Below are 25,284 nucleotides of genomic sequence, written 5' to 3' on the forward strand. Positions count from 1 at the left end.
CTCAAAAGCCCTCTAACATAGATATTTCTGAACCTTAAAACCGGACATTTCTAAAAAGTCCCAACCCCGACATCTGAAAGAAGCCTCGACATTGTCTGTAGCAGCAATATGAGAATGTCGTGTTTCAGCCAAATAGAAATGCCCGGTCCCGCCACCGGGCCATCGTGAATTGACTCTCGACGAGAATACTATCGCGAAGGTGTTTCCAGACTCGTAGAATTGCGCGATGTGCCCCGAAAACCCCACCAACGAAAAACGGCCAGCCCCGGTTGCCCCAAAGCTCGAGGCCGACGAGCCAACAACCGCCCAATTACTCGCAGACGCCGTCCAGGCCCATCGGCGAAACAATCTCACTGCAGCCCAAGCCTTATACGAAGCTGTGCTGCGCACACAACCCCAGCACCCCGACGCACTTCATTTGCTCGGCGTCACCGCATACCAGTCCCAGAGACCTGATCTCGCCGTAGACCTGATCCGACAAGCACTAGATGTCTACGAGGAAAACGCCGCAGCCCATGTCAATCTCGGGCTCGCCTTGCAATCGCTTGATCAAAACGAAGAGGCACGTGCAAGCTTTGAACGAGCCACAACGATCGATCCCAGCAACGTCGGTGCCTGGCTGGGCCTGGGCAACGTTTTAACCCGACTTGCCCGGAATGATCCGGCAAGACGCAACGACGCAATAGCGAGCTTCGAACGCGTCATTGCACTTCAACCGGATCACACCTTCGCCCTGCATCAATTGGGTGTCCTGCACCTGGAGCGCGGTGACGTCGAGGACGCCTTACGCAGCTTCGACGCAGCATTGCAAGTCAAGCCCGACCTGGCAGAAGCATGGAACAACCGCGGCAACGCCCTCGTGACGCTCGGCCGTCGCGAGGAAGCCATCGCAAGTTTTAACCAGACCCTCGCGATCCAGCCCGATCTGCACTTCGCTCTTCAAAACCGCGGCATCTTACGCGCATACCTCGGCGACGCGCACGGCGCGCTGCAAGATTTTGACGCTGCGTTGGACCAACAAAATATGACCGCACAGGGATACTGCGGTCGCGGCTCCGCCCTGCTGCAACTTCAGCGCTTCACCGACGCACTGAGCAGTTTCCAGCAAGCGTTATCTGATGAACCAGAGAACGTCGAGGCGCGTCTCGGACAAGCGCGTTCCCTGAGCTCCCTGAAGCGCTATTCAGAGGCGCTGGAAGTGCTCGAATGCGCCGTGCTGATTGCACCGAGGAATAGCGAGGTGCTGACCGATCGAGCCTTTGTACTGCTCCATCAGCAGCGGTATGACGAAGCGCTGACCGCCGCGAACCACGCCCTTTCCCTCTACCCTGCTCAGGTCGAAGCCCTGAATATCCGGGGCATGGCCTTGCAGGCACTGGGAAAACCCGAAGCAGCAATGTCAAGCTACGAGCACGCGCTATCAATCGATCCCGACCACGCCGAGGCAAGTTTCAACGCAAGTCTGCTGCATCTGCAAAGAGGCGAATACCTGAAGGGATGGGCAGGATTCGAATCGCGCTGGCGCTGTGCCCGACCCAACGTCCGCCGGCATGCCGACGTTCCAGTATGGTCAGGCTTAGAAAACATCACGGCCAAGCGCCTGCTGATCTGGGCCGACGAAGGCTTCGGGGACACCATCCAGTTTTGCCGCTACGCATCTGCACTGAGAGCGCGCGGCGTTGACATCGTGCTTGAGGTTCAACCCCCGCTAAAGGCGTTAGTCACTGAAAATTTTCGCAACATTCAGGTCATTGCCAGAGGTGAGACGCCTCCCGCCTGCGACTTCGCGATCGCCTTGCTTAGCCTTCCTGACGCATTGAAGATAGAGTCCTCGTTGATCCCGTACGTCTCCGGATACCTCCGTGCGGATCCGCAAGCCACTGAGACGTGGCGCCGTCGACTACAACCTGCTCGAGCGCATACCACTTGTCTCGGCATCGCGGTGTCGGGAAATCCGGAGCATGGTAACGACCGCAACCGTTCCGCATCTCTCGCGTCCTTCACCCCGCTTCTCGCCAAGGCAGACGTATTCGTCATTCAAAAGGGTCTGCACGCGCAGGACGCAGCGTACCTCGCGAGCACGCCATCATTTCAATACCTCGGTGACGAGATCAACGACTTCTCCGACCTTGCGGCCATCATCGCGAACCTCGACCTCGTAATCAGCGTCGACACGGCGACGGCTCATCTCGCCGCGGCCATGGGCAAGCCGACGTGGCTGCTATTGCCGGTCAATTGCGACTGGCGATGGCAACTTGAGCGTGATGACAGTCCGTGGTACCCATCGGTTCGTCTGTTCCGTCAACGCACGATCGGAGACTGGCCGGATGTTATCAAGCGCGTGTGCGCAGCGCTAAGTGACATGACTGCCTAAGGCACAGTTCATTGGCATCACTCATCAAAAGCCCCCGGATACTGAACCTTGGCCAAATCCTCACTCAGATACCCCGCAGCAACATCCGCCCTGACCTGAGCCACATTACGCTGCTCGGCAGAACCATATCCACCGCCACCAGGCAGCGAAAGCACCAGACGCCGCTCAGGCGGAATAGCCTGGTTGCCCTTGGAGCGCAAATATGTCCCGTCGTCCAGCGCAACAATGCCCGCTGCGCCGTCCCCTCCCCCTTCGCGCCCCCTCGCCGGATTCAGGACGCGGTCGAACATGGCATTAAGGCTGAAACGATAGCCGTCCTGCGCGCTGATCTCGATGCATTGCCCCAGACCCCCGCGCCATTTGCCCGCGCCTCCAGAATCGGGGCGCAATTCCTTGCGCCAGATGACGACCGGCCCCACGCTTTCGGTGACCTCGACGGACATCGTCTGAACGCCGCTCGGAAACGCGGTTGCACTGAGTCCGTCGCTATGAGGCCGCGCGCCGGTGCCGCCGCTGTTAAATGTCAGCATCTGATGACGGTTCGCAAGCGTATCTTCACGCGTGCCTTCGAACGCCATCTGCAGGTTCCAGAGCGCGCTCGCACCCTCGGCAGGCACAATATCCGCACAAAGGGGTTGCAGCGCGCCCAGCACCACGTCCGGAAGCAGGTGTCCGAGAACATGGCGTACTGCTACCGCGCACGGGCGCGGTGCGTTGAGAATGCAGCCATCTGGCGCGGTCACGACGAAAGGACGCAGCGACGCCCAGTTGTTCGGAATGGTTGGCGCAATCGCGCACTTCAACGCATAGCAGGCGTAAGCCTTCGTATACGTCAGCGGCACGTTGATGCCGTATGCACTTGGGCCAGACGTACCGGTGAAATCGGCATACATCGTATCGCCCTGCGCATGAACCTTTACGGCAAGGTCGATCTCATGATCGTACCCGTCGACGGTCATCCGGTAGCTGTGTTCGCCTCTCGGCAACGCTGCGATCTTCTCGCGTGTCGCACGCTCGCTGTGCTCGAAAATGAATGACGCCAGGTTCTCTAACGTGTCGAGACCGAACTCGTCCATCATCTGCATGAGGCGTCGGCGACCGGTGTCGTTACAGACTGCAAGCGAATGGAAGTCCCCAATGACCTGGTCCTGCTCGCGCACGTTGCTGCGCAGGATTGCAATGAGATCCTCGTTCAATTCTCCGCGCCGATACAGCTTCATCGGCGGCAAACAGATCCCCTCTTCGTACACCTCTCTTGCATCCGGGCCGAAGCCACGTCCGCCGATATCGACAACGTGTGCCGTGGAAGCGAAAAAACCGATCAACCGAGGCGCCACTCCCGCGTCGTGCGGTTGTGCACTCTCGCGAAACACAGGTGTAACTGCCGTGATGTCGTGCAGATGTCCCGTACCCAACCACGGATCGTTTGTCACGAGAACGTCGCCAGGAAAGAGCTGCTCCGGACCAAAGCGCTCAATGAAATGACCAACCGCCTCAGCCATTGAATTCACGTGTCCGGGCGTTCCCGTCACCGCCTGCGCGATCATCCTCCCCTGCCCGTCAAAAACGCCGGCGGAAAGATCACCTGCTTCCCGCACACTCGTACAGAACGCTGTACGGATCAGCGTCACCGCCTGTTCTTCGACCACCGAAATAAGGCGATTCCACATGATCTGCTCGCGGACCTTGAAGTCCGTGGCGGATTCCTGCGGCGCGGCTGCCGCAGTCTGCTCTGTCTCGTGATGATCCATCACGCCACTCCTTCGTTTCGGTCAACCAGCAGGCAACCGTCGTGCTGCAGGATAACGCTGAAGCGCGGCGGCACCAGCGTCGAGGTTTCCCGCTCGGCGATGATCGCGGGACCCGCAAGGCGCTCTCCAACCCGCAGACTTTCTCGATCGTAGATCGCACAGTCATGAAATCGACCGCTTTGCGCATCGAATACCAGGCGCCGTTCAACAGGTTGACTCTCACGCGAGAGGCCCGACGGGTTACCCTTGGCGATATTCATGCGCTCCGGTTCCGCTACATCCGTACGCAGTTGCAGTGCCCAACTGACGACCTCTGCATCCAGTCCTGCAACCGTGTGACCGAACAAGGTAAGGTAGGCCTTCTCGAAGGACTCGCGCAGCGCCGGAACGTCCTCACCAACGAAGCGTTCCACAGACACATCGACAGGAATCTCCCATCCCTGCCCTGCGTAACGCATATAAGCTCGCAGTGTTCGATGAGCAGGGCCCTCGTAGCCCGTCTCGCGCACGAACGCAGTGACTTCTGCCGCCATGTCCTCGATCAGTGCATTGACCGCATCCGCGTCGAATCTGTCGAGTCGCATAACATTGCTGCGCAGCGATTCGTAGCCGAAAGGAGCACGCAGAAATCCGATCGCCGATCCGACGCCCGCACCCGGTGGCACTAAAAACTGCCGGATTCCGAGCTTTTCGCAGATGCGGCCGGCGTGCAAAGGAGCGGCACCGCCATAAGCGATCATCGTATAGGTATCGAGTTCGCAGCCGTTTTCGACTGCATGAACGCGGGCCGCATTAGCCATATTTTCGTCGACCACTTCGGCAACAGCGAATGCTGCATCTACGATGCGGTTTTCCGGAGTATGGCTGCTTGCCTCCTCACCAGCGGTGTCTGCCGTTAAATGGTGTGACATCCTTACGATATGGTCGTCGACCGCGACTCGCGCCGCATCGGCAAACAGTCGCATGCTGCCGCCAGCAAAGCGCGCTGGATCGAGCTTGCCCAATAGAAGATCCGCGTCGGTCACAGTCGGCCGCTCGCCTCCGCGGCCGTAACAGGCGGCCCCTGGCTCTGACCCGGCACTTTCCGGACCGACACGCACCTGGCGTAACTCATCCACATGAGCGATTGAACCGCCCCCAGCCCCGATCTCGACCATTTCGATGACGGGGATTGAAATCGGCATTCCGCTGCCTTTCTTGAAACGATACGTCCGTGCCACTTCGAAGGTGCGAGCTGTCTTTGGACGTTGCTGCTCGATGAGACAGATCTTCGCGGTCGTACCGCCCATATCGAACGACAGCACTCGACCCAGGCCAAAGCGGGCAGCGACGTGGCTTGCATAGATCGCTCCGCCCGCCGGCCCTGATTCCAGCAGTCGCACCGGCAACGCGGCAGCGCTCCGCAGCGACATGAGTCCGCCGCCGGAGTGAATCATGTAGATGGGGCAGTCGACCCCGGCCTCACGCAGTGACCCAGCCAGCCGGTTCAGATAGGATGACATCAGGGGCAGCACAAACGCGTTCGCACAGACCGTGTTGAAGCGCTCGTACTCGCGGATTTGCGGTGACACCTCGCACGAAAGCGATACCGCAAGCGACGGCATGGCCTCGAGCAGGCGCTCGCGAACTCGCCGTTCGTGGGCCGGATTGATGTAGCTATGCATCAGTCCTACCGCCACGCTCTCATAGCCCGCGTGGCGAATGTGCCCGATGATTCCGTCCAGTTGTTTCTCATCGAGCGGCACAAGCTCTGCTCCGCTAGCACTCATACGTCCACGCAGCGTGAGTCGATCCTGACGCGGCACCAGGGGTTTGGGCAGCGTAATGCCCAGATCGTACTGGTCGAAGCGGCTTTCGGTCCGCATCTCGATCACGTCGCGGAAACCGTCGCTAGTGATGAATGCCGTGTACGCCCCCCGCCGCTCGATCAACGCGTTGGTGGCGAGCGTCGTGCCGTGGACAATCGCCTGAACCTGGTTCATGGCGATACCGGCCTGCGCCGTAGCGCGCCGCATGGCTTCGACAATCGCCCGTTCGGGCTGAGCGTAATCGGTCAAAACCTTGGCCGAATACAGCGTTGTGCCGCACTCAAGCGCGACATCGGTGAAAGTGCCGCCGATGTCCACACCGGCACGTATCGTCACGGATCCTTCATTCGCAGTCACTGCGCTTCGAGAAGACATCTGATCTTTCCCGGGGGTTGTCATATCGTCGGGTCGGATGTGTTATTTGGCGCTAACCGTAGCTACGGCGCCCCATGAATTCGTGCCTGCTTTGTAGAGGGTGACTTTCGCATCGTTGAGGTCGCCATTCTTGTCGAACGAAATCGGACCCAGGATGCCATCGAAAGAAAGTTTGCTGATCGCGAGCCCAAACACTGCCGGGTCGATCGAATTCGCCTGTTTCATTCCGTTGACGACGACCAGCGTTGCGTTATACGCATAGCCTGCGAAGCCGATCGGGTCCGTTCCGTACTTGTCGTGAAACTTCTTCAGGAAAGCGCGGCCACTATCGAGCTGGGCCAATGGCGCGCCTTGTTCAATCCCGATCATTCCTTGGGCCGCGTCCCCCGTCAGTTGCAGGAAGTGTTGATTGGCAAAGGTGGGACCTGCCATCAGTTGTCCGTCGAATGCGAGCTGGCGGGCCTGCTTGACGAACAACGAGCCCTGATTGCTTAGACCTCCAAAGAAGACAAGATCTGCGCGATCGCTTTTGATTGAAGTCAGAATGGCCCGGAAGTCGACTGCGGTATCCGTCGTGTACTCGTGTGTCACTATGGTGCCGCCCGCAGCCCGCACACCCTTTTCGAATTCGTCCGCGATGCCCTGGCCAAAGGTGGTGCGATCATCGACGACAGCAATCCGTTTGGCCTTCAAGGTTTCCACGGCGTAATGGGCTGCGCTCTCCGCGACCGTGAAATCGGTACCGTATGGCCGGTACAGCAAATCGAAGCCCTGATGGGTAATGGTCGGATTCGAGGAGCACGGAACGATCAGGGGGATACCCGCGCGCTTGTAGACCGGAATGGCGGCAAGCGTGTTGCCGGAATTGAAGTGCCCGATGACTGCGGCCACTTTTTCATCCGCCAGGTGTTGCGCCGCCTGCACCGCAATTCGCGGATCCGACTGGTCGTCCTGCACCTGGAGTTCGAATTTCACCGGCTTTCCAGCGATGACGACTTGCCCGGCATTGACTTCGTCAAGGGCCAACTGAACACCCATCTGCATGTCTTTGCCGAAGTTGGCGGAGTTGCCGGAAAGGGGCGCGGCAAAACCGATCTCGACTGTCGTTGCCTGGGCATGGGCGGCACCACTGAAGATTCCTGCCGCGAGGGTTACTGCGACCGGTACCACGCCGAGGCGGCCAAACGTGCACTGCGCGCCCACCGCACCTGCTTCGATAGCGGTGAACAAGCCATCTAGACAGCGTGTTAGCAATCCCGGATACAGTGACAGTCGCATGTTTTCTCCGTTATGAAGCGGGTTCAATACGAGAAAATTCTTGCACAACAAAAACGTCGAAAAATATCAGGTAGTGCCTATTTATGACGAACTGGCGGAGCGATGCGCGCGCCTTGATCGAATCCGGCTCAAAGAAACAGCAACGCCTGATTCAATTCCTCTTCGCTATGGGCGCGACCGAGCCAGCCTAGCTTAACCGGTACCGAATAAAGCCGCATAGCGCCAAAACGCGGCCAGAAATGGCACAAGCCCGGCACGATGACCTGGACCACGGGCAGTCCGAGATCGGGCCGGGTCTTGTCCACGACGAGCACCTGCATGCCTGCCGCATAGAGCCTGCTCACGCACTGCTCGATGGCATCCTTCAGTTCACGCGCGTCGATTGACGCGTGCACGGTTGCATCGACGGATGTCTGGTCAGTGGCAGGATACAGAAACTGCTTCGAGGACAGTTTTGCCGCGTCCCATGGAGGCGGTGCATCGGCTGTCGCGTCGAGCAGCTGATTGACCTCGGTCAGCGCCCTCTGCAAAGCGATACGACTGTCGAGATGGCAGCCGAAGCCGATCGAAAAGCGTCCCGTCGCGGGGTTTTCGGCCAACGCGACGATAACGGGGATGCCGAGATCGTGCGTGATGTCGAGCGCCCACAGACGCCAGCCCATTGACTCATATTCACGCAAGAGCGCATCGAAATAAGGATCACGAAAGTTCGCGATATCCACAGCGGGCCGTTGCACCTGGTTGTACCACCAGATTGCCGTCGCATCGCGCTCGACCAGTTCAAGCAAGCCCTGCAAGATGGCTTCCTCAAGGCACGAGCCCGCCGCGCTACCGTTCGGATTATGGACGCAGAACGTCAGACCTTCGGCCGAGTCCGGCGTGTCGGCGAAACAGTACGAGAGCGGCACCCAATGGCGCATTCCCGTGTTCAATGACCATGCGGGCGTCCAGTCGATGACGTCGTCGCCGGAAAAGCGCTGCGGCACCTGCTTGCGCACATCTTCGGTCAGGGCATTGATGGCATCGCGGCGCGCGAACTGGCTTTCGCTGAATTGCTGAAGTTCGTTGACAGCAACCGGAGCGCTCCCACCGTGAGCGTCGCCGCGTTGCAATTCCAGCATGCTGGCCCGCACCGTCATTTCATCGCCTTGATACACGCCGCTAAAGCGCTCTATGGCTTCGCAAAGCGCGCTGACCCTGGCGTGCTCGTCGGTGCGGCCTTTGCCGGAACAGACGCGGTCGAAGCGGTTCGTGCGCGGAATGCCGGGTGGACAAACCAGATAGCCAGCCACATAGACATGGCGAAGGCCCGCATGCCGGCCCGGCATCGGATGCAGGTAGGCAATCGCACCGCTGACCGGCGAGACGAGATGGCCGTAGCGCTTGAGGACGCCCTGCGGTTCGATGCTTCTAAAGCCGCCCTCCCGTGAGGCGAGCACGTCTGCCCCCTTGAGGATCGGCGCGCGCGTGGCCTGTTCCTGCATCCAGTGAGGATTGCCGCAATGAGGACACTGCGGGCGCCGCACCACACGATGTGACGCCGTGCCCGACGTGTCGATGCGATACGAAAGAATATGCCGGCGAGCGTGCTCGCGCCGCGCTTCGCTCACCGCGATCTGTTGGATCAGCGCTGCAGCGAAAGCGCTGACCGCGGCGACGCTGGCAAGCGTATGCGCCGGCGCAAGACTCAACGCCACATCGCCGTGATGACGCGCGAGTAAGGTCTGCACAGGCTGGTTAAGCGAGGTCCAGTAACGCAGGCACGCAATGCAAGGCGCGTCCGGCGCATTGTCTTCGGGGCCCAGCAGCGGCCCGATGAGCGGTTGTATGCCGTAGGGCATCGCGACGAGCACCGAGCCGCCTCGTGCCAACACGCGTTCGGTTACCTCGGCGAGTTCGCGCCGCGCATATGAATCGACGAGTGCGATCACGAAAGGCGCCTCGCGGTCCACCTCGATACCGCACGCCGCGAGAGCCCGCTCCTGGGGTGCCGGGTCGACACCAAATGCTTCGACCGCGACGCGCAGTTGCGCGAGTTGCTCGCAAGCGCGGTCGCCGTCAAGCCCGGCGCGTTCGAAGAAACCTCGTGCGGCATCGAGCTCGTCGGGCGCGTCGCTTCGAAGATAGGCCTGGTGCTCAAGATGATCGAGCGCCGCCAGAATTTGCCAATCCGAGAAACGCGTGGAGAGTGTCGCGATCGTTTGAGCAATCGTCATGCTCTCACGCAAACACGCGGCAATGCTCACATAGACCGCACCACGCAGAACCGAGCGCCGGGTCTCGTCAACGATGAAAAGCGTATCGGGCCCCGCGTCGAGTACCGACAAATGCGCCTTGAAGCGCAGCACGCGGGAAAAGTCATCGAGCATGGACACAGGGCGAACGAGGGCGGCAGGTATATCACCGCCGGCATGCGGTGGAATATCGACGCGCCGCATTCGCACGCAGCACGTCAGTCCAATCTCAGCAACAGGTGAATAGGTAGCACGGCCCTGCATCGTTGTAGGCTGCCAGCGCAATCGATTCCTCGTCCGACAGCTTCGGACGCACCGGCACACCGAACGTCATCGCGTTAGCTGGCAAAGACCAGCTCTGCTTCGCCGCGTCCCATCCCGAACCGGCTGGGGCTTCGCTGATCTTCAGGTTGATGATCCACGGGCACAGATAGTCGAAGTAACGAGCCAGCGCATCGTTAGGATTCTTCAACAAGGCGTCTTTAAAAGCTGCGTCCTTCCATGAAAGTGCGATTGCGCGCAGATACACGTCCTGGAACTCCAGCATCGATTCCTGAGTAGGAACCGCGTTATTCATTCCCATGATCGGTCTTCCCCGGTTTATTGTTTAGCGTCTTCAATGACGCTGATATGTTTTGCGTTATAAGCGGCAAGCGCGATGACGTGTTGCTCCGGGTCGGCCGGCGCGGGCGGCAGCACGAGTTCCAGCACATTGTTCTCGAGCGTGGTCCAGCCGCCGTTGGTCGCCGGTGTCCACTCCGAGGTGTCGAGCTGCGCCTTCAGCGCGAGGCTGAACGGATAGCGGTAGCCAAAGCGGTCGGCCAGCGCCTTTTGCGGGTCGTCTACCAGCTTGACCCGAAAGGCGTCGTCGTGCCATGCGACGGCAATCGCCTGAACGATGACGGCGCGATATTCGAGAAACTGCTGGTAGGTTGGAAAACTGCTTTCGAGGTTACTCACTGACGCTCTCCATGGGTGGGTGTGGCCTGATCGGTAACTGTTCTGGGAACGTTTTCGACTGCAGGCGCTCCAGCATGTCTTGCGCTCTCGCAGCGGTGCGCGTCATACCGGCCTTGCGTGCGATAGCAAGCGCCTGGCGACACGTTTCTCCCGCGGCCTCACCCGGTTCACGCGAGCCCGCGTTGAACAGATAAGTCGCCTTCTTAAGCAGCAGCTCGGCCTCGTAGTAGCGTTCGTTCATTGTTTCGCACAGTGCGAGGCATGCATCGATTTCACGCAGCGCCGATTGCCAGTCGCCGCGGGCCGCATCCATCTCCGGGATCAATGAGGCGTAGTAGGTCAGGCCGAGCAGGCATCCCGAGCGGCGCAATGCCTCGATGTGCCCCACAACGGCGTCGCGGTCCCCCTCGGACCACGCGTGGATGGCGGCGGCATAGCGCTCGACCGCGTTCAGTCCGTAAGTGCGCGACAGGCTCAGGATGAGCGCCGACGTGTCACGCGCGCCTTCGCGATCGCCGCTGCATTGCTGCATCCGCGCGCAATACATCAGCGTGACGCCGATCGTCGGCAGATGGTCCACACAGGTCGCCGAATGCACGGCGGTGCGCCCCATCTCCAGCGCGGCATCCGGACCCTCGTCCATGTGCCACATGAGGCTCGCCAGCGAAGCCATTGTCCATGCCCGCGTATCGAGACCGAACAGGCGCCGGTGTCCCGCGTCGCGAGCCACGATGTGGCCCGACAGTGCCGCATCGAACGCCGAGCGCGCCTCGGCATAGTGACCATCGATCCATAGACTCATGCCGTGCATCGCATCGGCGGCCACACGGATCGACGGATCGTTTTCGCTCACGGACAGTTCGATCAGCTGCGCGGCGATGCGCTGCACGGCCGCGCGGTCGCTGGCAACATGGTAGTAAGTCGCAAGCGTCCACAATGCACTCGCGGCAAGCTGTGGATCCTCGAGGCCGCCGACCTCGTCCAGCAGACGCTCGGTATGTCCCTTCACTTGCGGATCGGCCCAGCCAAAGCGTGCCATCATCGCGTGCACGAGCGAGAGATCGGCACGTGCCGCGTCGTGTGCACGCCCGGCGTAATCGCATTGGGTCAGCCATTCGCGCACCGTTTGTGCATACCGGATCGCATCGTCGTGCAAGGCGCGTTCGAGCGCACGCTGTGCGGCGCGAATGCCGTGCGGCACGGCTTCTTCGAAGGCCCGTGCATGCACGAAATGCTGCGCTATGTTGACGTCCTGCATGCCATTGCCGCGTTCTGGCCGCTTGCCAAGCGCCCGTGCCACGCGAGAATGATTGTCGCGCCGCAGCGCCGCCGGCATCGATTCGTAGGCTGCATCGCGAATCAGCGCATGCCGGAACGCATACGAGATGCCGCCGAGCCGGTGCTGCGCATAGATGATGCGCGCCTCGAGCAGTCGTTTCAGGTCGTCGTTGAGGACGTCGGCCGCGTGCGGCGAAACGTCGGCGAGCAATTGCGCATCGACTTCGAGGCCGATCGTGGCCGCCAGCTGCGCGGTGTCGCGCGCGCCGTCGATACGATCGAACGCGAGTTCGAGCATGTCGCGCAAACTGGCCGGCAACGGCTGATGATCCGGTGCGCCGATATCGGCCTGCGCCACGCCAGCATCCGGCATCGCACCGCTGATCACGAATTCGCGCGCAATTTCCTCGACGAACAGCGGAATGCCGGCCGTGCGCTGCGTGATCGAGTCGAGCGTGGCAGCATCGAAATCGGCCTTGCCCAGCAGCGTCGCGATCAGCTCACGTGTGTCGTTGCGCGACAGGCGTCGCAGCATCAGACGCTCGGTGCTGGTGCGCCACCGGTCGAGCACTTCGGGACGCGACGTCATCACGACGAGAACCGAGCGGCATACCGGCGAGAGACGCAGTGACTCGAGGAAGTCGAAGCTCATGCGATCGAGCCACTGCACGTCTTCGATGACGAACAGCACGGGTCCGCCCTGTCCTGACGAAGCGATCAGTTGGCGCAGGACATCGAAAAGCGCTTGCTGCTGCCGCGCAGTCGACCAGCGCAGGTTGGCTGGCCCCGCTGCAATCCCAAGCCACGCAGAGAGCGTGGCGCGCGCTGCGGCATGATCGCAGGCAAGCGGGGCGATCAGGCGGTCGAGTACGGCGAGCGCGCTAGCCGGGTCGCCTTCGAGATCGAGCTGCCAATGCGCCGCCACGAAGCGCAGGATCGGAAACAGTGCGTGATTCATGCGCTCCGGCAGGCATGCGCCGTAGGCAACCGTCTCGCCTGAGTTGCGTACCGTTTCGCACAGCTCATAGACGAGTCGCGATTTGCCGATGCCCGGATCACCAACGACCAGTCTCGCAAGACGCGGTGCGCCCTCGCCGGCTTGTGCCTCGGATGCAGCGGAGGCTACCACGCCGCGCCAGGCTTGCAGCAACGCTTCGCGCTCGCGCTCGCGGCCAATCAGCGGCGTCGCCGCGTTGCGGTCGAGCGAATCGAACGGCGCATGCTCGTGGCGTTCGCCAAGCAACGCATAGACGTTGCGCGACGGATGACCAGCACGCGCAAAATGCAAGCCGGTGGGCGCGTAGTCGGCATACCGGTCGAGCGACTCGCGTGCTTCTTCGCTAAGCAGAATCTGGCCCGGCGCGGCAAGCCGCAGCAGCTTCGCAGCTGTAGCCGCCGTAGCGCCCTCGCCCATGAGTGGCACACGGATGGCAATAGGGCCGACATGCAACGCCGCCGCTATCTCCACGCGCCAGCCGTTCGGCGTTTGCGTGTCGTCGAGGTTCGCGCGGCCCGACTGCCGCGCCATTTCGAGCGCAGCACGCGCGGCGCGCCGTGCCGGCCGATCGATCCCGACCTGAGCGCCGAAGTAAAACAGCAACGTATCGCCGAGCTTGCCGCATGCTTCGCCGCCGTACCCGACTGCGATGTCCGTACAGCGCGTCAGCCATTGTTGCTGGTTCGCCTCGAGCGCTTCCAGCGAGGCGGGATCGGCCGTCAGCGGCGTGCTGTCTTCAACGATGCCCACACTGCAGCACAGCGCCGTCACCTGCCGGGATGCGCTTGCGCCATCCGGCGCCTTCGTCGAAAGCGTGGCAACTTTCGCCTCGGCAGTTCGGGACTTGCGTGATCCGCGCGGGTAATTGAATTCGCCGACGAGCGCCTGGAAATGCAGTGCGCGGAACTGTTCCGCGAGCTCATCCGCGGAGCCGGCACGCACCTGCGGATTCTTGTTCAACGCCAGCCGCAATACCGTGCCGAGCGGGTGCGAGGCAATCGCCGGCGGCAACGCTACATCGACGGGACTGAGTTGCTGGTAGAGGATCTCGGCAATGCTCGCGCCCTGCATGACAGGCTGCCCCGTCAAACATTCGATGACGACGAGGCCCCACGCGTACAGGTCGGTCTTGAGTGTCGGCGCTTCCTTGCGCAGTTGCTCGGGCGCGCAATACTGCGGCGAACCGAGGACCTCGGTCGCCTGCGTCAGCGTATACGCATCCGGCAACGTAGCGTCGGAAATGAGCGCGCCGATGCCGAAGTCGAGGATCTTCGCATGCAGTACGTCACCGGTCGCCGTCACCATGACGTTTTGCGGCTTCAGGTCGCGATGCACGATACCCTGCTTGTGGGCGGCCGCCAGGCCTTCGAGCACCTGCGTCATCAGGAGTCCTGTCGTGACCGCAGAGAGCGCGCCTTCATCCTCGATCATCTCGCGCAGCGTCTTGCCCGGCACGAATTCGAACACGGCGAACAACTGGCCGTCAGGCGTCTCGCCCTTGTCGAGCAACGCCACCACGTGCGGATGTTCAAGCGTCTCGCACAGCCGCGTTTCCTGCCCGAAGCGGGCGCGTGAACGTTCGCGTTGCACCGCCGTGCGCGCAACGTCTTCGTGCATCAGCTTGATCGCAACCGTTTGCCCGGTATCGACCCGGGTTGCCCGATAGACTGCGCCGCTACCGCCTTCGCCAAGCCGCGCGCCGAGCCGGTAGCGATGCGCGCCATGCAGTTCGACCGCCGGTGCAGATGATGTCTGAGGTGAATGCGCAGCCTCAGTGGGCGCGCGCGAATCGGTAGATGACGTCACAGATCTGGAGGGCATTGCGCAATCAGTTCGACAGGGCGTGCCGCGTCAGGTCCGCAGTCATGGTGCGCGTGGCGTCGCCATTGACGGGATCGCCCGGCACCCACAGACATTCCGGCTGCTCTCCTCGCATGACCCGGAATGCGATGTTGCCAAAACGCACACTACCGCGCCGGCGCTCGATGAGCTCGACCTTCCCCTCACCCGGAAGTGCCGCAAACTGGGCACGGGCACGATGGATCTGCACGTTGACGTGGGCTACGTCGAGCCCAAGCATGCGCGACAGTTCGGGCATTTCAACCCAGCCTTGCGAGCCACTGTCGTAGCCCGCCTGCGCGTCGGCAAAACGGATCCGTGCGAGGGTCGTGAGACAGTAATGATGGGCGCGCTCGCCGAGGTCGACCGCCCCGCCGCGCGTGTGCAATACAGCGCGCACGTGTTCTTCGTTCAGGCTGACCGCAAACTCGATCCGTGCCGGCGGTGCCGCGAGCGCGGGCGGCGCGGCCAGCGTGAGCGTCTGGTCATTGCGCGCCATTTCCAGGCGCCAGCTCAGCTTGCCCGCCGTAATGATGTCGCCGTGATGAAGCACGCGCAGCGAGCCAGCGTCGTCGCACAGCCATTCGCCGGTCGTGGAGCGCATCACACTGATGGCGGGCGTGTTGTCGCCTGGCAGCACCTGGGCGAATTCGAGCAGAATGGGACGAGCGGGCGGACGAACGGGCCACAGCGTATCGACTGGGTCCGCGAGATCCGCGACCTCCCAGGTGCCGTCAACCGCTTTACCGAAGCGAATCAGATCGCCTTCGCGCAGAGGCGCATGCTCGCCATGGCGCAGCAATGTACCCGACAGCAACGTGCCGTTGCTGCTTTGATCAAGCAGGTTCCATTGCCCGCCGTTGAAGTGGACCATCGCATGCACGCGGGAAACGTAGGCGTCTTGAATGACGGTGTCGCAACGCTCGGCATCTCGGCCGAACACGTGATTAACCTTCAACAGACATGATTCCCCGGACACGTTGTTCTTTAGCGTCGCCATCACATCGAACCGTGGTTTTCGCCTGATTGCGCGAAGCAGTGATCAAACCGGCGATTGATCACTTGCCCTGAACAATGACTGGAAATGCATTTTAATAATGCGTAGTGCCGTAGACAACTTAATCTTACGGCCGCGTTTCCCCGTAATTTTCTGGTGAAAATCGCGAGTCTGTCATTCTAGAGACTTTTTGTGTCGCTCGTCCGGCAAAGGCTCCAGCCAAGCCTCTGCCGCTTCGCAATCCCGGAAGCGATGTTGCCCGAGTTTGATGCGTCACGCAAGCAATCGAAAATCGACTGCGCGAAAAACAACCAATAGGCTTTCAATGTATCGAGCGTATGCGAGGCCGTTAGAAAGACACGAATTGAAAGGAAAATTAAAGGGAAGAGTGAGACCAGGCGGAGGTGCCTGTTATCACCTGTAATTGATGAGGCGAGCCAGACACCGCATCCTTCGAGCACTCGCAGCGACGGCAAGCGGCAGGGAAGGCGCGACGAATCCTTCCGGCTGGCCGAGCAGTCATCGCCGTTCCCTCGTTGCGAGCCCCCTCCTCTTTCCTCGCCCCAATTGTTAATACGCTGACTAACGTCACGACGCGCTGTCGTTATCGTCACGAGCCGGCGAAGCGCCGTCCTGCCATGCGGCTTCGATCGCACGCAACGCACCCAGTACGATAGACCGGTTCAACGCCGCGGCAAGCGTGCCGTCGCGCTCCGCATAGGCCTCGCAAAGTCGCTGGTGATCCTCGCAGGAGCGTTGCAGCCGGCCCGGCAGCGAGGTACTCAGATGCCGCAGCCGGTTGGTGCGCATGCGTAGCGAATCCAGAACTTCCTTGAAGATCGCGTTGCCGCACACCCGCAGTTCCTCATCGCGAAACGCCACGTTGCCCCAGAAATAGCCGTCCACGTCATGCCGCGCCGCTGCGTCGGCGAGGCGTCGATGCGCGGCCCACAGCGCCTCGATATCCGCGTCGCTCGCATGTTCGACGATCGCAAACGACACCTGCGCATACAGCACGGCGCGCAACTGATACAGCTCGCGCACGTCCTTCAGACTGACCGCCGACACCCGCGGCCGGCGCCGCGGCGACCAGTCGACGAGGCCTTCGCGGCTCAGCACGAACAGCGCCTCGCGCACGGGCGTGCGGCTCACCTTGAAACGCTTCGCGAGGTCGACCGAGTTCAGGTCGTCGCCGGGCTGCAGCCGCCCTTCGATGATGCCGCGCGCCACCCAGTCCACGATGCCGGCAACCGGCGAGCTGTCGTTCGTATCGTTCGGTTCTTCTACGTTCTTGTCGAGAAACTCGTCCATTGCCATTCCGTTGCTGTCGTTGGCTGGGAGCGAGGCAGCGTGACTGCTCCGATCCGGTCGCGCATTTTAGCAGGCACCCCTGGCGGGCCCGGAAACATCCCAGTGGACTCCATCAAAGTGTCGACACTAGATCATAAAATTGTTGATTTCAACAAACAAGAACGAATACACTGAGCAAAGTGTCGACACTAAGCCGGCCAAGTTCAGAGACGAAGGAGACGTGATGTATATGGAGAAAGGGGTCGCAGACCCCGTGCACACGCAAGCTGGCGTATCGGCGCGGCTGGACCGCTTGCCGCCCACGCGATATTTCCTCGGCCTCGTCGCACGTATCGCGATGGGAGGCTGGTTCGAGTTCTACGAATTGTTTATGGCCGCTTATCTGGCGTTGGGCCTCATCCATAGCGGCATGTATCGGGCGACCACCGAGAGCCTCTTCGACGTGAACGGCTTCGCGAGTTTTCTCGGCTCGTTCTTCGGCGGGATGTTCATCGGCACGGTCGCGCTCGGCGGTTTCAGCGACCGCTTTGGGCGCCGCTCGGTGTTCACGTTTGCGATGTTCGCGTACTCGATCGCGACCCTCGTGGCGGCGTTCCAGAACGATCCGCTCGCGATGGATTTCTGGCGCTTCTGGGCCGGAGTAGGAATTGGCGTGCAACTGATTACTGTCGACACTTATATCTCGGAGCTGACGCCGTATCGAACCCGCGGCAAGTACATGGCGTTCAGCATCCTCATAATCCTGACGTCCGTGCCGACCGTCGCCGTGCTGTCGTGGCTGGTGGTACCGCATCACGTGTTGGGCCTCGATGGCTGGCGCTGGGTGATGATCGTCGGCTCCGCGGGTGGCGTGCTGATCTGGTTCGTGCGGCGCGGGCTGCCGGAGTCGCCGCGCTGGCTGGAGAGCAAGGGACGCACCGCCGAGGCGGACGCAATCGTCACGGAGATGGAGCGCAACGTGGTTGCCCAGACGCGCCGGCCGCTGCCGGCACCCGCATTGCACGCGGCGGATCCGGAAGCGCAGCAGGAAGGCCGCGGGTCGTTCGGCGAAATGTGGAAGCGCCCGTACCTCTCGCGCACAGTGATGCTGTCGGTTTTCAATTTCTGCCAGACCTTCGGCGTCTACGGCTTCGGCTCGTGGGTGCCGGTCCTGCTCTATTCGAAGGGCATCACGCTCACGCATTCGCTGCTGTACACGATGGTCATCGCATGCGCGACGCCGCTCGGCGCCGTCGGCGCAATCGCGTGCGCGGAGCGCTTCCAGCGCAAGTGGCAGCTGGTCGGCTGCGCGCTGGTGGTGGCCGTCTTCGGCGTGCTGTTCGGGTTCGTGCGCGAGCCCGCGCTGATCCTCGTGTGCGGCAGTGCCGTCACGATCGCGAACAACTGGCTGATCGGCATTTTCCACACCTATCAGGCAGAGCTTTATCCCACACGTATACGGGCCCGCGCCGTCGGTTTCGTGTTCAGCTGGAGCCGCTTCAGTTCGATCTTCGTCGGCTTCTGGGTAGCCGCACTGCTGAAGCACTTCGGCGTGCCGGCCGTATTCGCATTGATTTCTTCGGCCATGTTTGTCATCGTCGTTATGGTCGGGGCCTTCGGGCCGCGTACCAACGGCATTCGTCTTGAGGAGTTGTCCCAATGAAGCATATTGCCGCCGCCTTTGCGCACGGCCTGCACGCGCTCGCGCAGCGACCCCTGCCGCCCGCGGTTGCGGAGGAAGCGAAGCGCTCTCTTGTCAACGTGATCGGCACATCGATCGGCGCTTCGATGCATCCCGGCGTCGAAGCGATTCTCGCGGCCGCGCAGGAACTCGGCGCCGCGCCCGAAGCGCCGGTGCCGGGCCGCAGCGAGCGCGTCGACCTCCACTTCAGTGCGCTGGCAACGGGTTTTGCCGGCCACCTCGACGACTTCGACGATACGCACCTCGCGACCGTGATTCACCCGGCCGCTTCAGTGCTAGCGGTGCTGACCGCGCTGGCGCCATCGACGCGCCCGAGCGGCGCACAGGCCCTCACCGCGTTCGCACTCGGCTGCGAGGCGCAGTTGCGCGTCGGCGTATCGATCTCGCCAGAGCACTATGATCGCGGCTGGCATATCACCGGTACCTGCGGTGTGATCGGCTGCGCCTTGACGGCTGGGCTGCTGCTTGGGCTCGACGCGGATGCTCTGGCGCGTGCGGTATCGATCGCCGCGTCGATGTTCGTCGGCCAACGCGAAGCGTTCGGCACGATGACCAAACCGTATCACCCGGGCAAGGCAGCAGCGAACGGGATCGCGGCCGCGCGGCTCGCGCTCTATGGCCAGCAGGCTGCCGACGACGTGTTCGAAGCGGAAGGCGGCTATTCGCACTCGATGTCGACACGCGCCGACTTCGAGCAGATGAACGGCCAGCTGGGCGAGCGCTGGGAACTGCTGTTCAACACCTACAAGCCGTATCCGTGCGGGATCGTGGCGCATCCGGCGATCGACGCGGGGCTCGAACTCAGCAAGCAGATCGACGACGCCACCGCAATCGAAACGATCGAGGTACGCTGCCATCCGCTGGTGCCGGAACTGATGGGCAATCCGCAGCCGAAGGATGGCCTGCAGGCTCGCTTTAGCGCGATTCACGGCGTGGCCGCGGCACTGTGCGACCGGCGTGTCGGTCTCGCACAGTATGAGGATGCGCGCGTCGTGCAGCCCGATGTGGTCGCCTTGCGCGCGAAAACCAGGCTCGTGCCGGATACGAAGGTCAATCGCGACGAGGTGTTTATCGAAGCGCGTCTGGCCGGTGGCCGTGTGGCCGCTCACCACGTCGAGCATGCGCGCGGCAGTCTCGCGAGACCGCTGACGCAGGACGAACTGATGGACAAGGTGCGGCTGCTCATCGAGCCGGTGCTGGGCGCTGGCGTGACCGGGCGCATCGCCGCCGCGGTTCAGGATCTCGAGGCCGCTGCCAATCTCGACGCGCTGTTCGCGCTGTGCGTCCCGAACAAGGATTGAAATCATGCATGAAACCGCTACACACTCCCCTGTCTCCGACGCACTCGTCGGTTTCGCGACGGCTTCACTGACGAACGCGGCAGCGCCGGCACTAGCCGCTGCGCAGCGCGCGCTCGAACAAGCCCGCGCCGCCACGCGTGGCGCGCTCGCCAGCGAAGCGCAGATCGCCGCGCTACAAGGCTCGCAACCGTCGCCTCAGGACGCACGCACGCGGGCCTGGGCCTATGGCGCCGCGCTCGCGCGTGTTTCGGCGCCGAGTGTCGCGACGCCGGTACTGGCCGCGGTGCTCGCGTTCGGCGAACGCGGTGGCGCGTCAGACGATGTGCTCGCCACGGCTGCTGCCATTGGCGTCGAAGCGGCGCAGCGCGTGCTGACCGCGCTCGACGACGACGCGTATCGCGCACGCTGGAACGTGGCTTCGTCGATTGGTGTGCTCGGCGCCACGCTCGCGATAACGCGTCTGCTGGCGCTCGACGCCGTTTGCACGCGCAACGCGCTTGGCGTTGCCGCAACCCAGGCAGCCGGGCTAGCCCGCAATGCGAACGGGGCCATGGAAGCGCTCGAAACGGGCAAGGCCGCTGCCGATGCGATCGAGGCGGCTCTGTTGGCGAAGCACGGCTTTACCTCCGCGCTGGCGTCGATCGACGGCCGACGCGGACTGGCCGCGCTGATGGCCTACCGGTTCGATGCAGCTGCAATCATCGACGAGCTGGGCACGCGTTGGATCAGCGCAACCTGAGCAATCACGTAGTGTGTTGCTTGGTTAGCCTGAGGAGCGTCCGGCATGACCGGGCGCTCCTCAGGCGAGCTCGTTCTTTCATCGTGTCACCCGTGCAGCACCGCCCTCACCCACGCACGACACAATTGCGGTCGATGTTGTACTCGTAGGGCGGCAAGCCGTCCAACGCGCTTCGCGCCGTGCCGCCCGGATTACGTTCGACGTGGCTCTGCAGGTCGAGCATCATCGTCGCGCGGCCGGTCGCATCGTACCTCGGCCAGTTCGGCAACGCAGGCGTGTTCGGATCGCCCGTGTGCGCAAACGCGGTCCACGCACCCATCACGTCGTGTGACAGCCGTTCCAGCTGAGGACCGCTACCCACGAGGCCCTTTGCGGCCTTGATCGTGCCGAACACGAACGGCACCTCAATGGTGTGCGGCGAATGCAGCACACCGCCCATCACCGGCGTCTTCCAGTCGAACACATAATCGAAGACGGGCGCCTGCGCCGACTGCAGCTCGGCGATTCGCGTGGTATTGCGGCGAAACACGTAGTCCGTGCTGACTGCTGCCAGCACGTCTGTCGCTGACGCGGATCCATTCGCGCCACGATACGCGTCGATGACGCGCGCGACGCCCGCAGCGTCGATGCGCAGCAGCAGTCCAAGCCGCCGCTCGACAGTCGGCCAGTCGATGGCGAAGTTGTGAGGATCGGCGGCCATGTACAACGTCATTTCAGTGGCTGCGTTGCCGATCAGCAGCGGCACCGACGCGGACTGCGGCGGCGCATCGGGATCGAATGGATGGCGCGTAAAGGTGCGGGTGTCGAGCACCGGCCGGAACGGATCGCTAACCGCGCGCATCGCGGCGAGCAGCGTGTCCACCGGCAGCGCCTGCAGCGCGGCAGGGTCCGGGCTCGCGAGACCGAGATGCGCACATAGTGCCTGCGTTTGCCGCGCCGCCTCTTCCTGCGTGTCGAGGTGCAAGCCGCCGGAGCAGCTTTCAATAACCGCCTTGTGGAACAGCCCGTGCGCGGCCGGTAGATCCATCAATGTCCCGACCTTCGACGCGCCGCCGGACTGCCCGAAAATCGTCACGTTGTCAGGATCGCCGCCGAATGCAGCAATGTTCTCGCGTACCCAGCGCAATGCCGTAACGAGATCCAGGATGCCGGCATTGCCTGCATCGGCAAAGCGCTCGTCTGCATCGCCGAGATAGAGGTAGCCGAACAGGTTCAGACGATGATTGACGGTGACGACCACCACGTCGCCGCGCTGCGCGAGACGCGTGCCGTCGAAGCCCGGTGCGGTGCCGGCGCAACCCCACCAGCCGCCGCCGTGCAGCCAGACCATCACCGGCCGTTTGGCCTGCGCGCGTCCGGCAGACGGAGCAAACACGTTCAGGTGCAGGCAGTCTTCGCTGACCGGCTCGATCGTTGCGTACCACGCGCTGAGGGCATCGAGCTTGTCCACGTGCTGCGGCGCGGATGGGCCGAATGTGGTCGCGTCGCGCACACCGCTCCACGGCTGCAGCGGCTGCGGTGGCAAAAACCGGTTGGCGCCGCCAGTGCTCGCTGCGTAGTGAACCTGTTTGAATACGTCGACGCCATCGACGTGCAGGCCACGCAGACGTCCCGCCGCCGTTTCGACAACCGGCGCCGAGGCTGTCGCTGCCCGCGCCGCGGACATGAACAGCGCAGGCGCGACACTGCCGCCCGCCGCCAGCGCGAGACCCTTCAGGATAGTGCGCCGATCGGGACTGCCCGGCGCTTCGGCCGGGTCGACAGATGCCGGTTCCCGGCGGTCATGGCTGCCTGTTTCCATCTCGCGGCTGTCTCCTGGTTCGCGGTCTTTTCAGGCGGCGATTTGTCTCAGTGTCGACAAATCAGCCGTTTCGAACCAGATTCTAGCGGCGCTTATCAGGAAATATCAATTAAGTGTATACACCACACCCAGACGCCCAGCCTGCAAGTTCAGTCGAACTCCATGCCGCCATTGGCCCGAAGCTCGGCGAGTCTTCTGATCTGTTCCGGCAAGACGCGTCCCTCCGACAACGGCGGCAGTGCGTCGACCGGAAAGAACTCGACGGCATCGGTTTCCACTCCGGAGATGTCACCCGAAGAGACAATCTTCCCGAGAAACACGAGCTTCCAGATGTGAAAAACAGATGGCGGATGCTTATGCTTCAAGATATCCCACACCGCCAGCAATCGCTCGATGGTGACCGTATAGCCACTCTCCTCCCAGACTTCGCGCATGGCGTTCTCGGCCGGCGAGGCGCCGATGTCGGCCCAGCCGCCAGGCAGCGACCAGAGGCCGTCAGAAGCTTCACGCACCAGCAGCACGCGACCGGCATCGTCGAACACCGCACAGCGAACGTCGAGCTTCGGATTGGCATAGCCTTCTTCCCGGCTGAAAAGCTGCGCGACCTCTTCCGTGCTGATGTCGGCCACCTCTGCAAGCTGCGCCTGCGCAATGCCCAGCAATTCCTGATAACGCTCCCTGTCGAAGGCGCCATCCGTGTAATGCAGGCCCGTCTGGGCGATTGCCAATAAGCGGCGAGCCTGGGTCAAGCGTCGTTGCATGGATTCAGCAGGTGCATTCATGAGAGCGTTCCGTATCTGCGCGATGGATGAAATGCAAAACCTCACTGTAATTCAAACTCCCGCCACTCAGCGTTACACAGGCACGCTCGTCGTCGAAAGGATCTCCTTGAGTACAACGAACGACCGGATCTGCCGCACGCCCGGAAGATAGAGCAATTGCTCGGCATGCAGCCGGTTGAAACTGTCGCTGTCTTTCGTGCGCACCAGCATGAAGTAATCGAATTCGCCGGTCACGACGTGGCACTCCATACAGCCCGACACTTTCTGCGCCGCTTTCTCGAAGTCGGAAAACGACTCCGGTGTCGAGCGGTCCAGCACCACGCCGATCATCACGAGCATGCCGGCATCGAGCGCCTTCGCGTCGAGCAATGCCACCACCCCGCGGATCAGCCCCATCTCTTTGAGCCGCTCGACCCGTCGCAGGCAAGCCGGTGCACTCAGATTCACTTTGGCCGCCAGCGCCACGTTCGAGACCGACGCGTCGCGCTGCAACTGACGCAGGATGGCCCGGTCGACGCGATCGATCTCCGGGCTTGACTGGCGGCCCGGCGGCGCAGGGTCACGAAATTTTCTTGCGGGCATAACGGTTCACGAGAAGTAAATGTAGGTAAAAAATACCATCAACCTATTTAAACCCACAAATCATCAATTTATTCGCAACCCTGTTTCTTGCGAACTTTTCTACTATAGGCCTCATTGCAGCATCGGCTGCCGCGACCCTCTTTATCACCGGAGACTTGCATGAATCTGAAGAAATTCCCCCGCCATTCCCTCACCTTCGGCCCTACGCCGATCCAGGCACTGCCGCGTCTGAGCCAGCACCTGGGCGGCAAAGTCGAGCTTTACGCGAAGCGTGAAGACTGCAACAGCGGCCTGGCGTTTGGCGGCAACAAGACCCGCAAGCTCGAGTACCTGATTCCCGAAGCGCTGGCGCAAGGCTGCGACACGCTCGTTTCGATCGGCGGCATCCAGTCCAATCAGACTCGCCAGGTCGCCGCGGTCGCAGCCCATCTGGGTCTGAAATGCGTGCTCGTACAGGAGAACTGGGTCAACTACTCGGACGCGGTGTATGACCGCGTCGGCAACATCCAGATGTCGCGCATCATGGGCGCGGACGTGCGTCTCGTCGCCGACGGTTTCGATATCGGCTTTCGCAAGAGCTGGGAAGACGCACTGGAAAGCGTGCGCGAGGCAGGCGGCAAGCCCTACGCGATTCCGGCCGGCTGCTCGGACCATCCGCTGGGCGGTCTGGGATTCGTGGGCTTTGCCGAAGAAGTCCGGCAGCAGGAAGCCGAACTGGGCTTCAAGTTCGACTACATCGTCGTGTGCTCGGTGACGGGCAGCACGCAGGCGGGCATGGTGGTCGGTTTTGCCGCCGACGGCCGCGCCGATCGCGTGATCGGCATCGATGCATCAGCCAAGCCCGCGCAAACGCGCGACCAGATCTTCCGGATTGCGAAGCAAACTGCCGAGAAGGTCGAACTGGGCCGCGACATTGTCGCCAGGGATATCGTTCTCGATGAACGCTACGGCGGCCCCGAATACGGACTGCCGAACGAAGGGACGATGGAGGCAATTCGCCTGTGCGCCAGGCTCGAAGGCATGTTGACCGATCCGGTCTACGAAGGCAAATCGATGCAAGGCATGATCGACAAGGTTCGGCTGGGCGAATTCCCGGCCGGATCAAAAGTGCTCTACGCACACCTGGGCGGCGTGCCGGCGCTGAACGGTTATAGCTTCCTGTTCCGCAACGGTTAAAGGCAGCGCCGCGGTAACGA

General features: G+C 62.1%; 17 protein-coding genes. 5 read left to right on the plus strand and 12 right to left on the minus strand.

The window, feature by feature from the left end:
• Positions 1-226: 226 nt before the first annotated feature.
• Positions 227-2,374, plus strand: coding sequence for a tetratricopeptide repeat protein (locus tag P3T20_RS32515; protein ID WP_074268434.1), 2,148 nt, complete (start codon positions 227-229; stop codon positions 2,372-2,374).
• A 17-nt stretch (positions 2,375-2,391) separates the two neighbouring features.
• On the opposite strand, the gene P3T20_RS32520 is transcribed toward P3T20_RS32515, so the two are convergent.
• The 9 genes from P3T20_RS32520 to P3T20_RS32560 all read right to left on the minus strand — a co-directional run bounded on the left by P3T20_RS32520 (position 2,392) and on the right by P3T20_RS32560 (position 17,202).
• Positions 2,392-4,125, minus strand: coding sequence for a hydantoinase B/oxoprolinase family protein (locus P3T20_RS32520; protein WP_429288969.1), 1,734 nt, complete (start codon positions 4,123-4,125; stop codon positions 2,392-2,394).
• Positions 4,125-6,269 carry a hydantoinase/oxoprolinase family protein gene (locus tag P3T20_RS32525; protein ID WP_429288970.1) on the minus strand — a complete coding sequence of 715 codons (2,145 nt, stop codon included), beginning with the start codon at positions 6,267-6,269 and terminating at the stop codon, positions 4,125-4,127. The genes P3T20_RS32520 and P3T20_RS32525 overlap by 1 nt, the downstream gene beginning before the upstream one ends.
• Positions 6,270-6,350: 81 nt before the next feature.
• Entirely contained in the window at positions 6,351-7,586 is a 1,236-nt protein-coding gene (locus tag P3T20_RS32530; protein ID WP_429288971.1) for a branched-chain amino acid ABC transporter substrate-binding protein, read from the minus strand.
• Between the two features lie 128 nt (positions 7,587-7,714).
• On the minus strand, positions 7,715-9,955 hold the full coding sequence (locus P3T20_RS32535; protein ID WP_429289114.1) for a TOMM precursor leader peptide-binding protein: 2,241 nt from the start codon (positions 9,953-9,955) through the stop codon (positions 7,715-7,717).
• A gap of 94 nt (positions 9,956-10,049) precedes the next feature.
• A complete protein-coding gene (locus tag P3T20_RS32540) occupies positions 10,050-10,403 on the minus strand; it encodes a BMA_0021/BMA_0022 family TOMM bacteriocin (protein WP_074268436.1) in 354 nt (117 codons plus the stop codon).
• Positions 10,404-10,420: 17 nt separating this feature from the next.
• Complete coding sequence (locus P3T20_RS32545) at positions 10,421-10,780, minus strand: BMA_0021/BMA_0022 family TOMM bacteriocin (protein WP_429288972.1); 360 nt, start codon at positions 10,778-10,780, stop codon at positions 10,421-10,423.
• Positions 10,773-14,876, minus strand: a complete 4,104-nt coding sequence (locus P3T20_RS32550; protein WP_429288973.1) for a TOMM system kinase/cyclase fusion protein — start codon at positions 14,874-14,876, stop codon at positions 10,773-10,775. The genes P3T20_RS32545 and P3T20_RS32550 overlap by 8 nt, the downstream gene beginning before the upstream one ends.
• Positions 14,877-14,883: 7 nt before the next feature.
• Complete coding sequence (locus P3T20_RS32555; RefSeq protein ID WP_074268439.1) at positions 14,884-15,894, minus strand: FHA domain-containing protein; 1,011 nt, start codon at positions 15,892-15,894, stop codon at positions 14,884-14,886.
• 585 nt (positions 15,895-16,479) lie between these two features.
• Entirely contained in the window at positions 16,480-17,202 is a 723-nt protein-coding gene (locus P3T20_RS32560) for a GntR family transcriptional regulator (protein WP_429288974.1), read from the minus strand.
• A 223-nt stretch (positions 17,203-17,425) separates the two neighbouring features.
• Here P3T20_RS32560 and P3T20_RS32565 point away from each other — a divergent pair, with 223 nt between their 5' ends.
• Genes P3T20_RS32565 through P3T20_RS32575 form a run of 3 tightly spaced genes read left to right on the plus strand, consistent with a single transcriptional unit; the run spans position 17,426 to position 20,923 of the window.
• A complete protein-coding gene (locus P3T20_RS32565) occupies positions 17,426-18,844 on the plus strand; it encodes an MFS transporter (RefSeq protein ID WP_429288975.1) in 1,419 nt (472 codons plus the stop codon).
• On the plus strand, positions 18,841-20,184 hold the full coding sequence (locus P3T20_RS32570) for an MmgE/PrpD family protein (protein ID WP_429288976.1): 1,344 nt from the start codon (positions 18,841-18,843) through the stop codon (positions 20,182-20,184). The genes P3T20_RS32565 and P3T20_RS32570 overlap by 4 nt, the downstream gene beginning before the upstream one ends.
• A 4-nt stretch (positions 20,185-20,188) precedes the next feature.
• Positions 20,189-20,923, plus strand: a complete 735-nt coding sequence (locus P3T20_RS32575; protein ID WP_429288977.1) for an MmgE/PrpD family protein — start codon at positions 20,189-20,191, stop codon at positions 20,921-20,923.
• A gap of 106 nt (positions 20,924-21,029) precedes the next feature.
• On the opposite strand, the gene P3T20_RS32580 is transcribed toward P3T20_RS32575, so the two are convergent.
• From P3T20_RS32580 to P3T20_RS32590, 3 genes are all read right to left on the minus strand, one after another.
• Positions 21,030-22,724 (minus strand): carboxylesterase/lipase family protein, encoded by a 1,695-nt coding sequence (locus tag P3T20_RS32580; protein ID WP_429288978.1) that lies wholly within the window; start codon positions 22,722-22,724, stop codon positions 21,030-21,032.
• 149 nt (positions 22,725-22,873) lie between these two features.
• Positions 22,874-23,473, minus strand: a complete 600-nt coding sequence (locus P3T20_RS32585) for an NUDIX hydrolase (RefSeq protein ID WP_429288979.1) — start codon at positions 23,471-23,473, stop codon at positions 22,874-22,876.
• 105 nt (positions 23,474-23,578) lie between these two features.
• Positions 23,579-24,088: an Lrp/AsnC family transcriptional regulator gene (locus P3T20_RS32590; RefSeq protein ID WP_429288980.1), complete on the minus strand. Its 510-nt coding sequence runs from the start codon at positions 24,086-24,088 to the stop codon at positions 23,579-23,581.
• A 159-nt stretch (positions 24,089-24,247) separates the two neighbouring features.
• Between P3T20_RS32590 and P3T20_RS32595 the strand changes: the two genes are divergently transcribed.
• The gene (locus tag P3T20_RS32595) at positions 24,248-25,264 is read left to right on the plus strand and encodes a 1-aminocyclopropane-1-carboxylate deaminase (RefSeq protein WP_429288981.1); all 1,017 of its coding nucleotides are present in this window, start codon (positions 24,248-24,250) and stop codon (positions 25,262-25,264) included.
• Positions 25,265-25,284: the final 20 nt, after the last annotated feature.

This window comes from Paraburkholderia sp. GAS206C, from assembly GCF_050435645.1.
Taxonomy (GTDB): domain Bacteria; phylum Pseudomonadota; class Gammaproteobacteria; order Burkholderiales; family Burkholderiaceae; genus Paraburkholderia; species Paraburkholderia phenazinium_B.

Coding starts and splice junctions, on each gene's coding strand:
- P3T20_RS32515 (WP_074268434.1), top strand. CDS start 227: ATGTGCCCCGAAAACCCCACCAACGAAAAACGGCCAGCCCCGGTTGCC.
- P3T20_RS32520 (WP_429288969.1), bottom strand. CDS start 4,125: ATGGATCATCACGAGACAGAGCAGACTGCGGCAGCCGCGCCGCAGGAA.
- P3T20_RS32530 (WP_429288971.1), bottom strand. CDS start 7,586: ATGCGACTGTCACTGTATCCGGGATTGCTAACACGCTGTCTAGATGGC.
- P3T20_RS32535 (WP_429289114.1), bottom strand. CDS start 9,955: ATGCTCGATGACTTTTCCCGCGTGCTGCGCTTCAAGGCGCATTTGTCG.
- P3T20_RS32540 (WP_074268436.1), bottom strand. CDS start 10,403: ATGGGAATGAATAACGCGGTTCCTACTCAGGAATCGATGCTGGAGTTC.
- P3T20_RS32550 (WP_429288973.1), bottom strand. CDS start 14,876: ATGCCCTCCAGATCTGTGACGTCATCTACCGATTCGCGCGCGCCCACT.
- P3T20_RS32555 (WP_074268439.1), bottom strand. CDS start 15,894: ATGGCGACGCTAAAGAACAACGTGTCCGGGGAATCATGTCTGTTGAAG.
- P3T20_RS32560 (WP_429288974.1), bottom strand. CDS start 17,202: ATGGACGAGTTTCTCGACAAGAACGTAGAAGAACCGAACGATACGAAC.
- P3T20_RS32565 (WP_429288975.1), top strand. CDS start 17,426: ATGTATATGGAGAAAGGGGTCGCAGACCCCGTGCACACGCAAGCTGGC.
- P3T20_RS32570 (WP_429288976.1), top strand. CDS start 18,841: ATGAAGCATATTGCCGCCGCCTTTGCGCACGGCCTGCACGCGCTCGCG.
- P3T20_RS32575 (WP_429288977.1), top strand. CDS start 20,189: ATGCATGAAACCGCTACACACTCCCCTGTCTCCGACGCACTCGTCGGT.
- P3T20_RS32580 (WP_429288978.1), bottom strand. CDS start 22,724: ATGGAAACAGGCAGCCATGACCGCCGGGAACCGGCATCTGTCGACCCG.
- P3T20_RS32590 (WP_429288980.1), bottom strand. CDS start 24,088: ATGCCCGCAAGAAAATTTCGTGACCCTGCGCCGCCGGGCCGCCAGTCA.
- P3T20_RS32595 (WP_429288981.1), top strand. CDS start 24,248: ATGAATCTGAAGAAATTCCCCCGCCATTCCCTCACCTTCGGCCCTACG.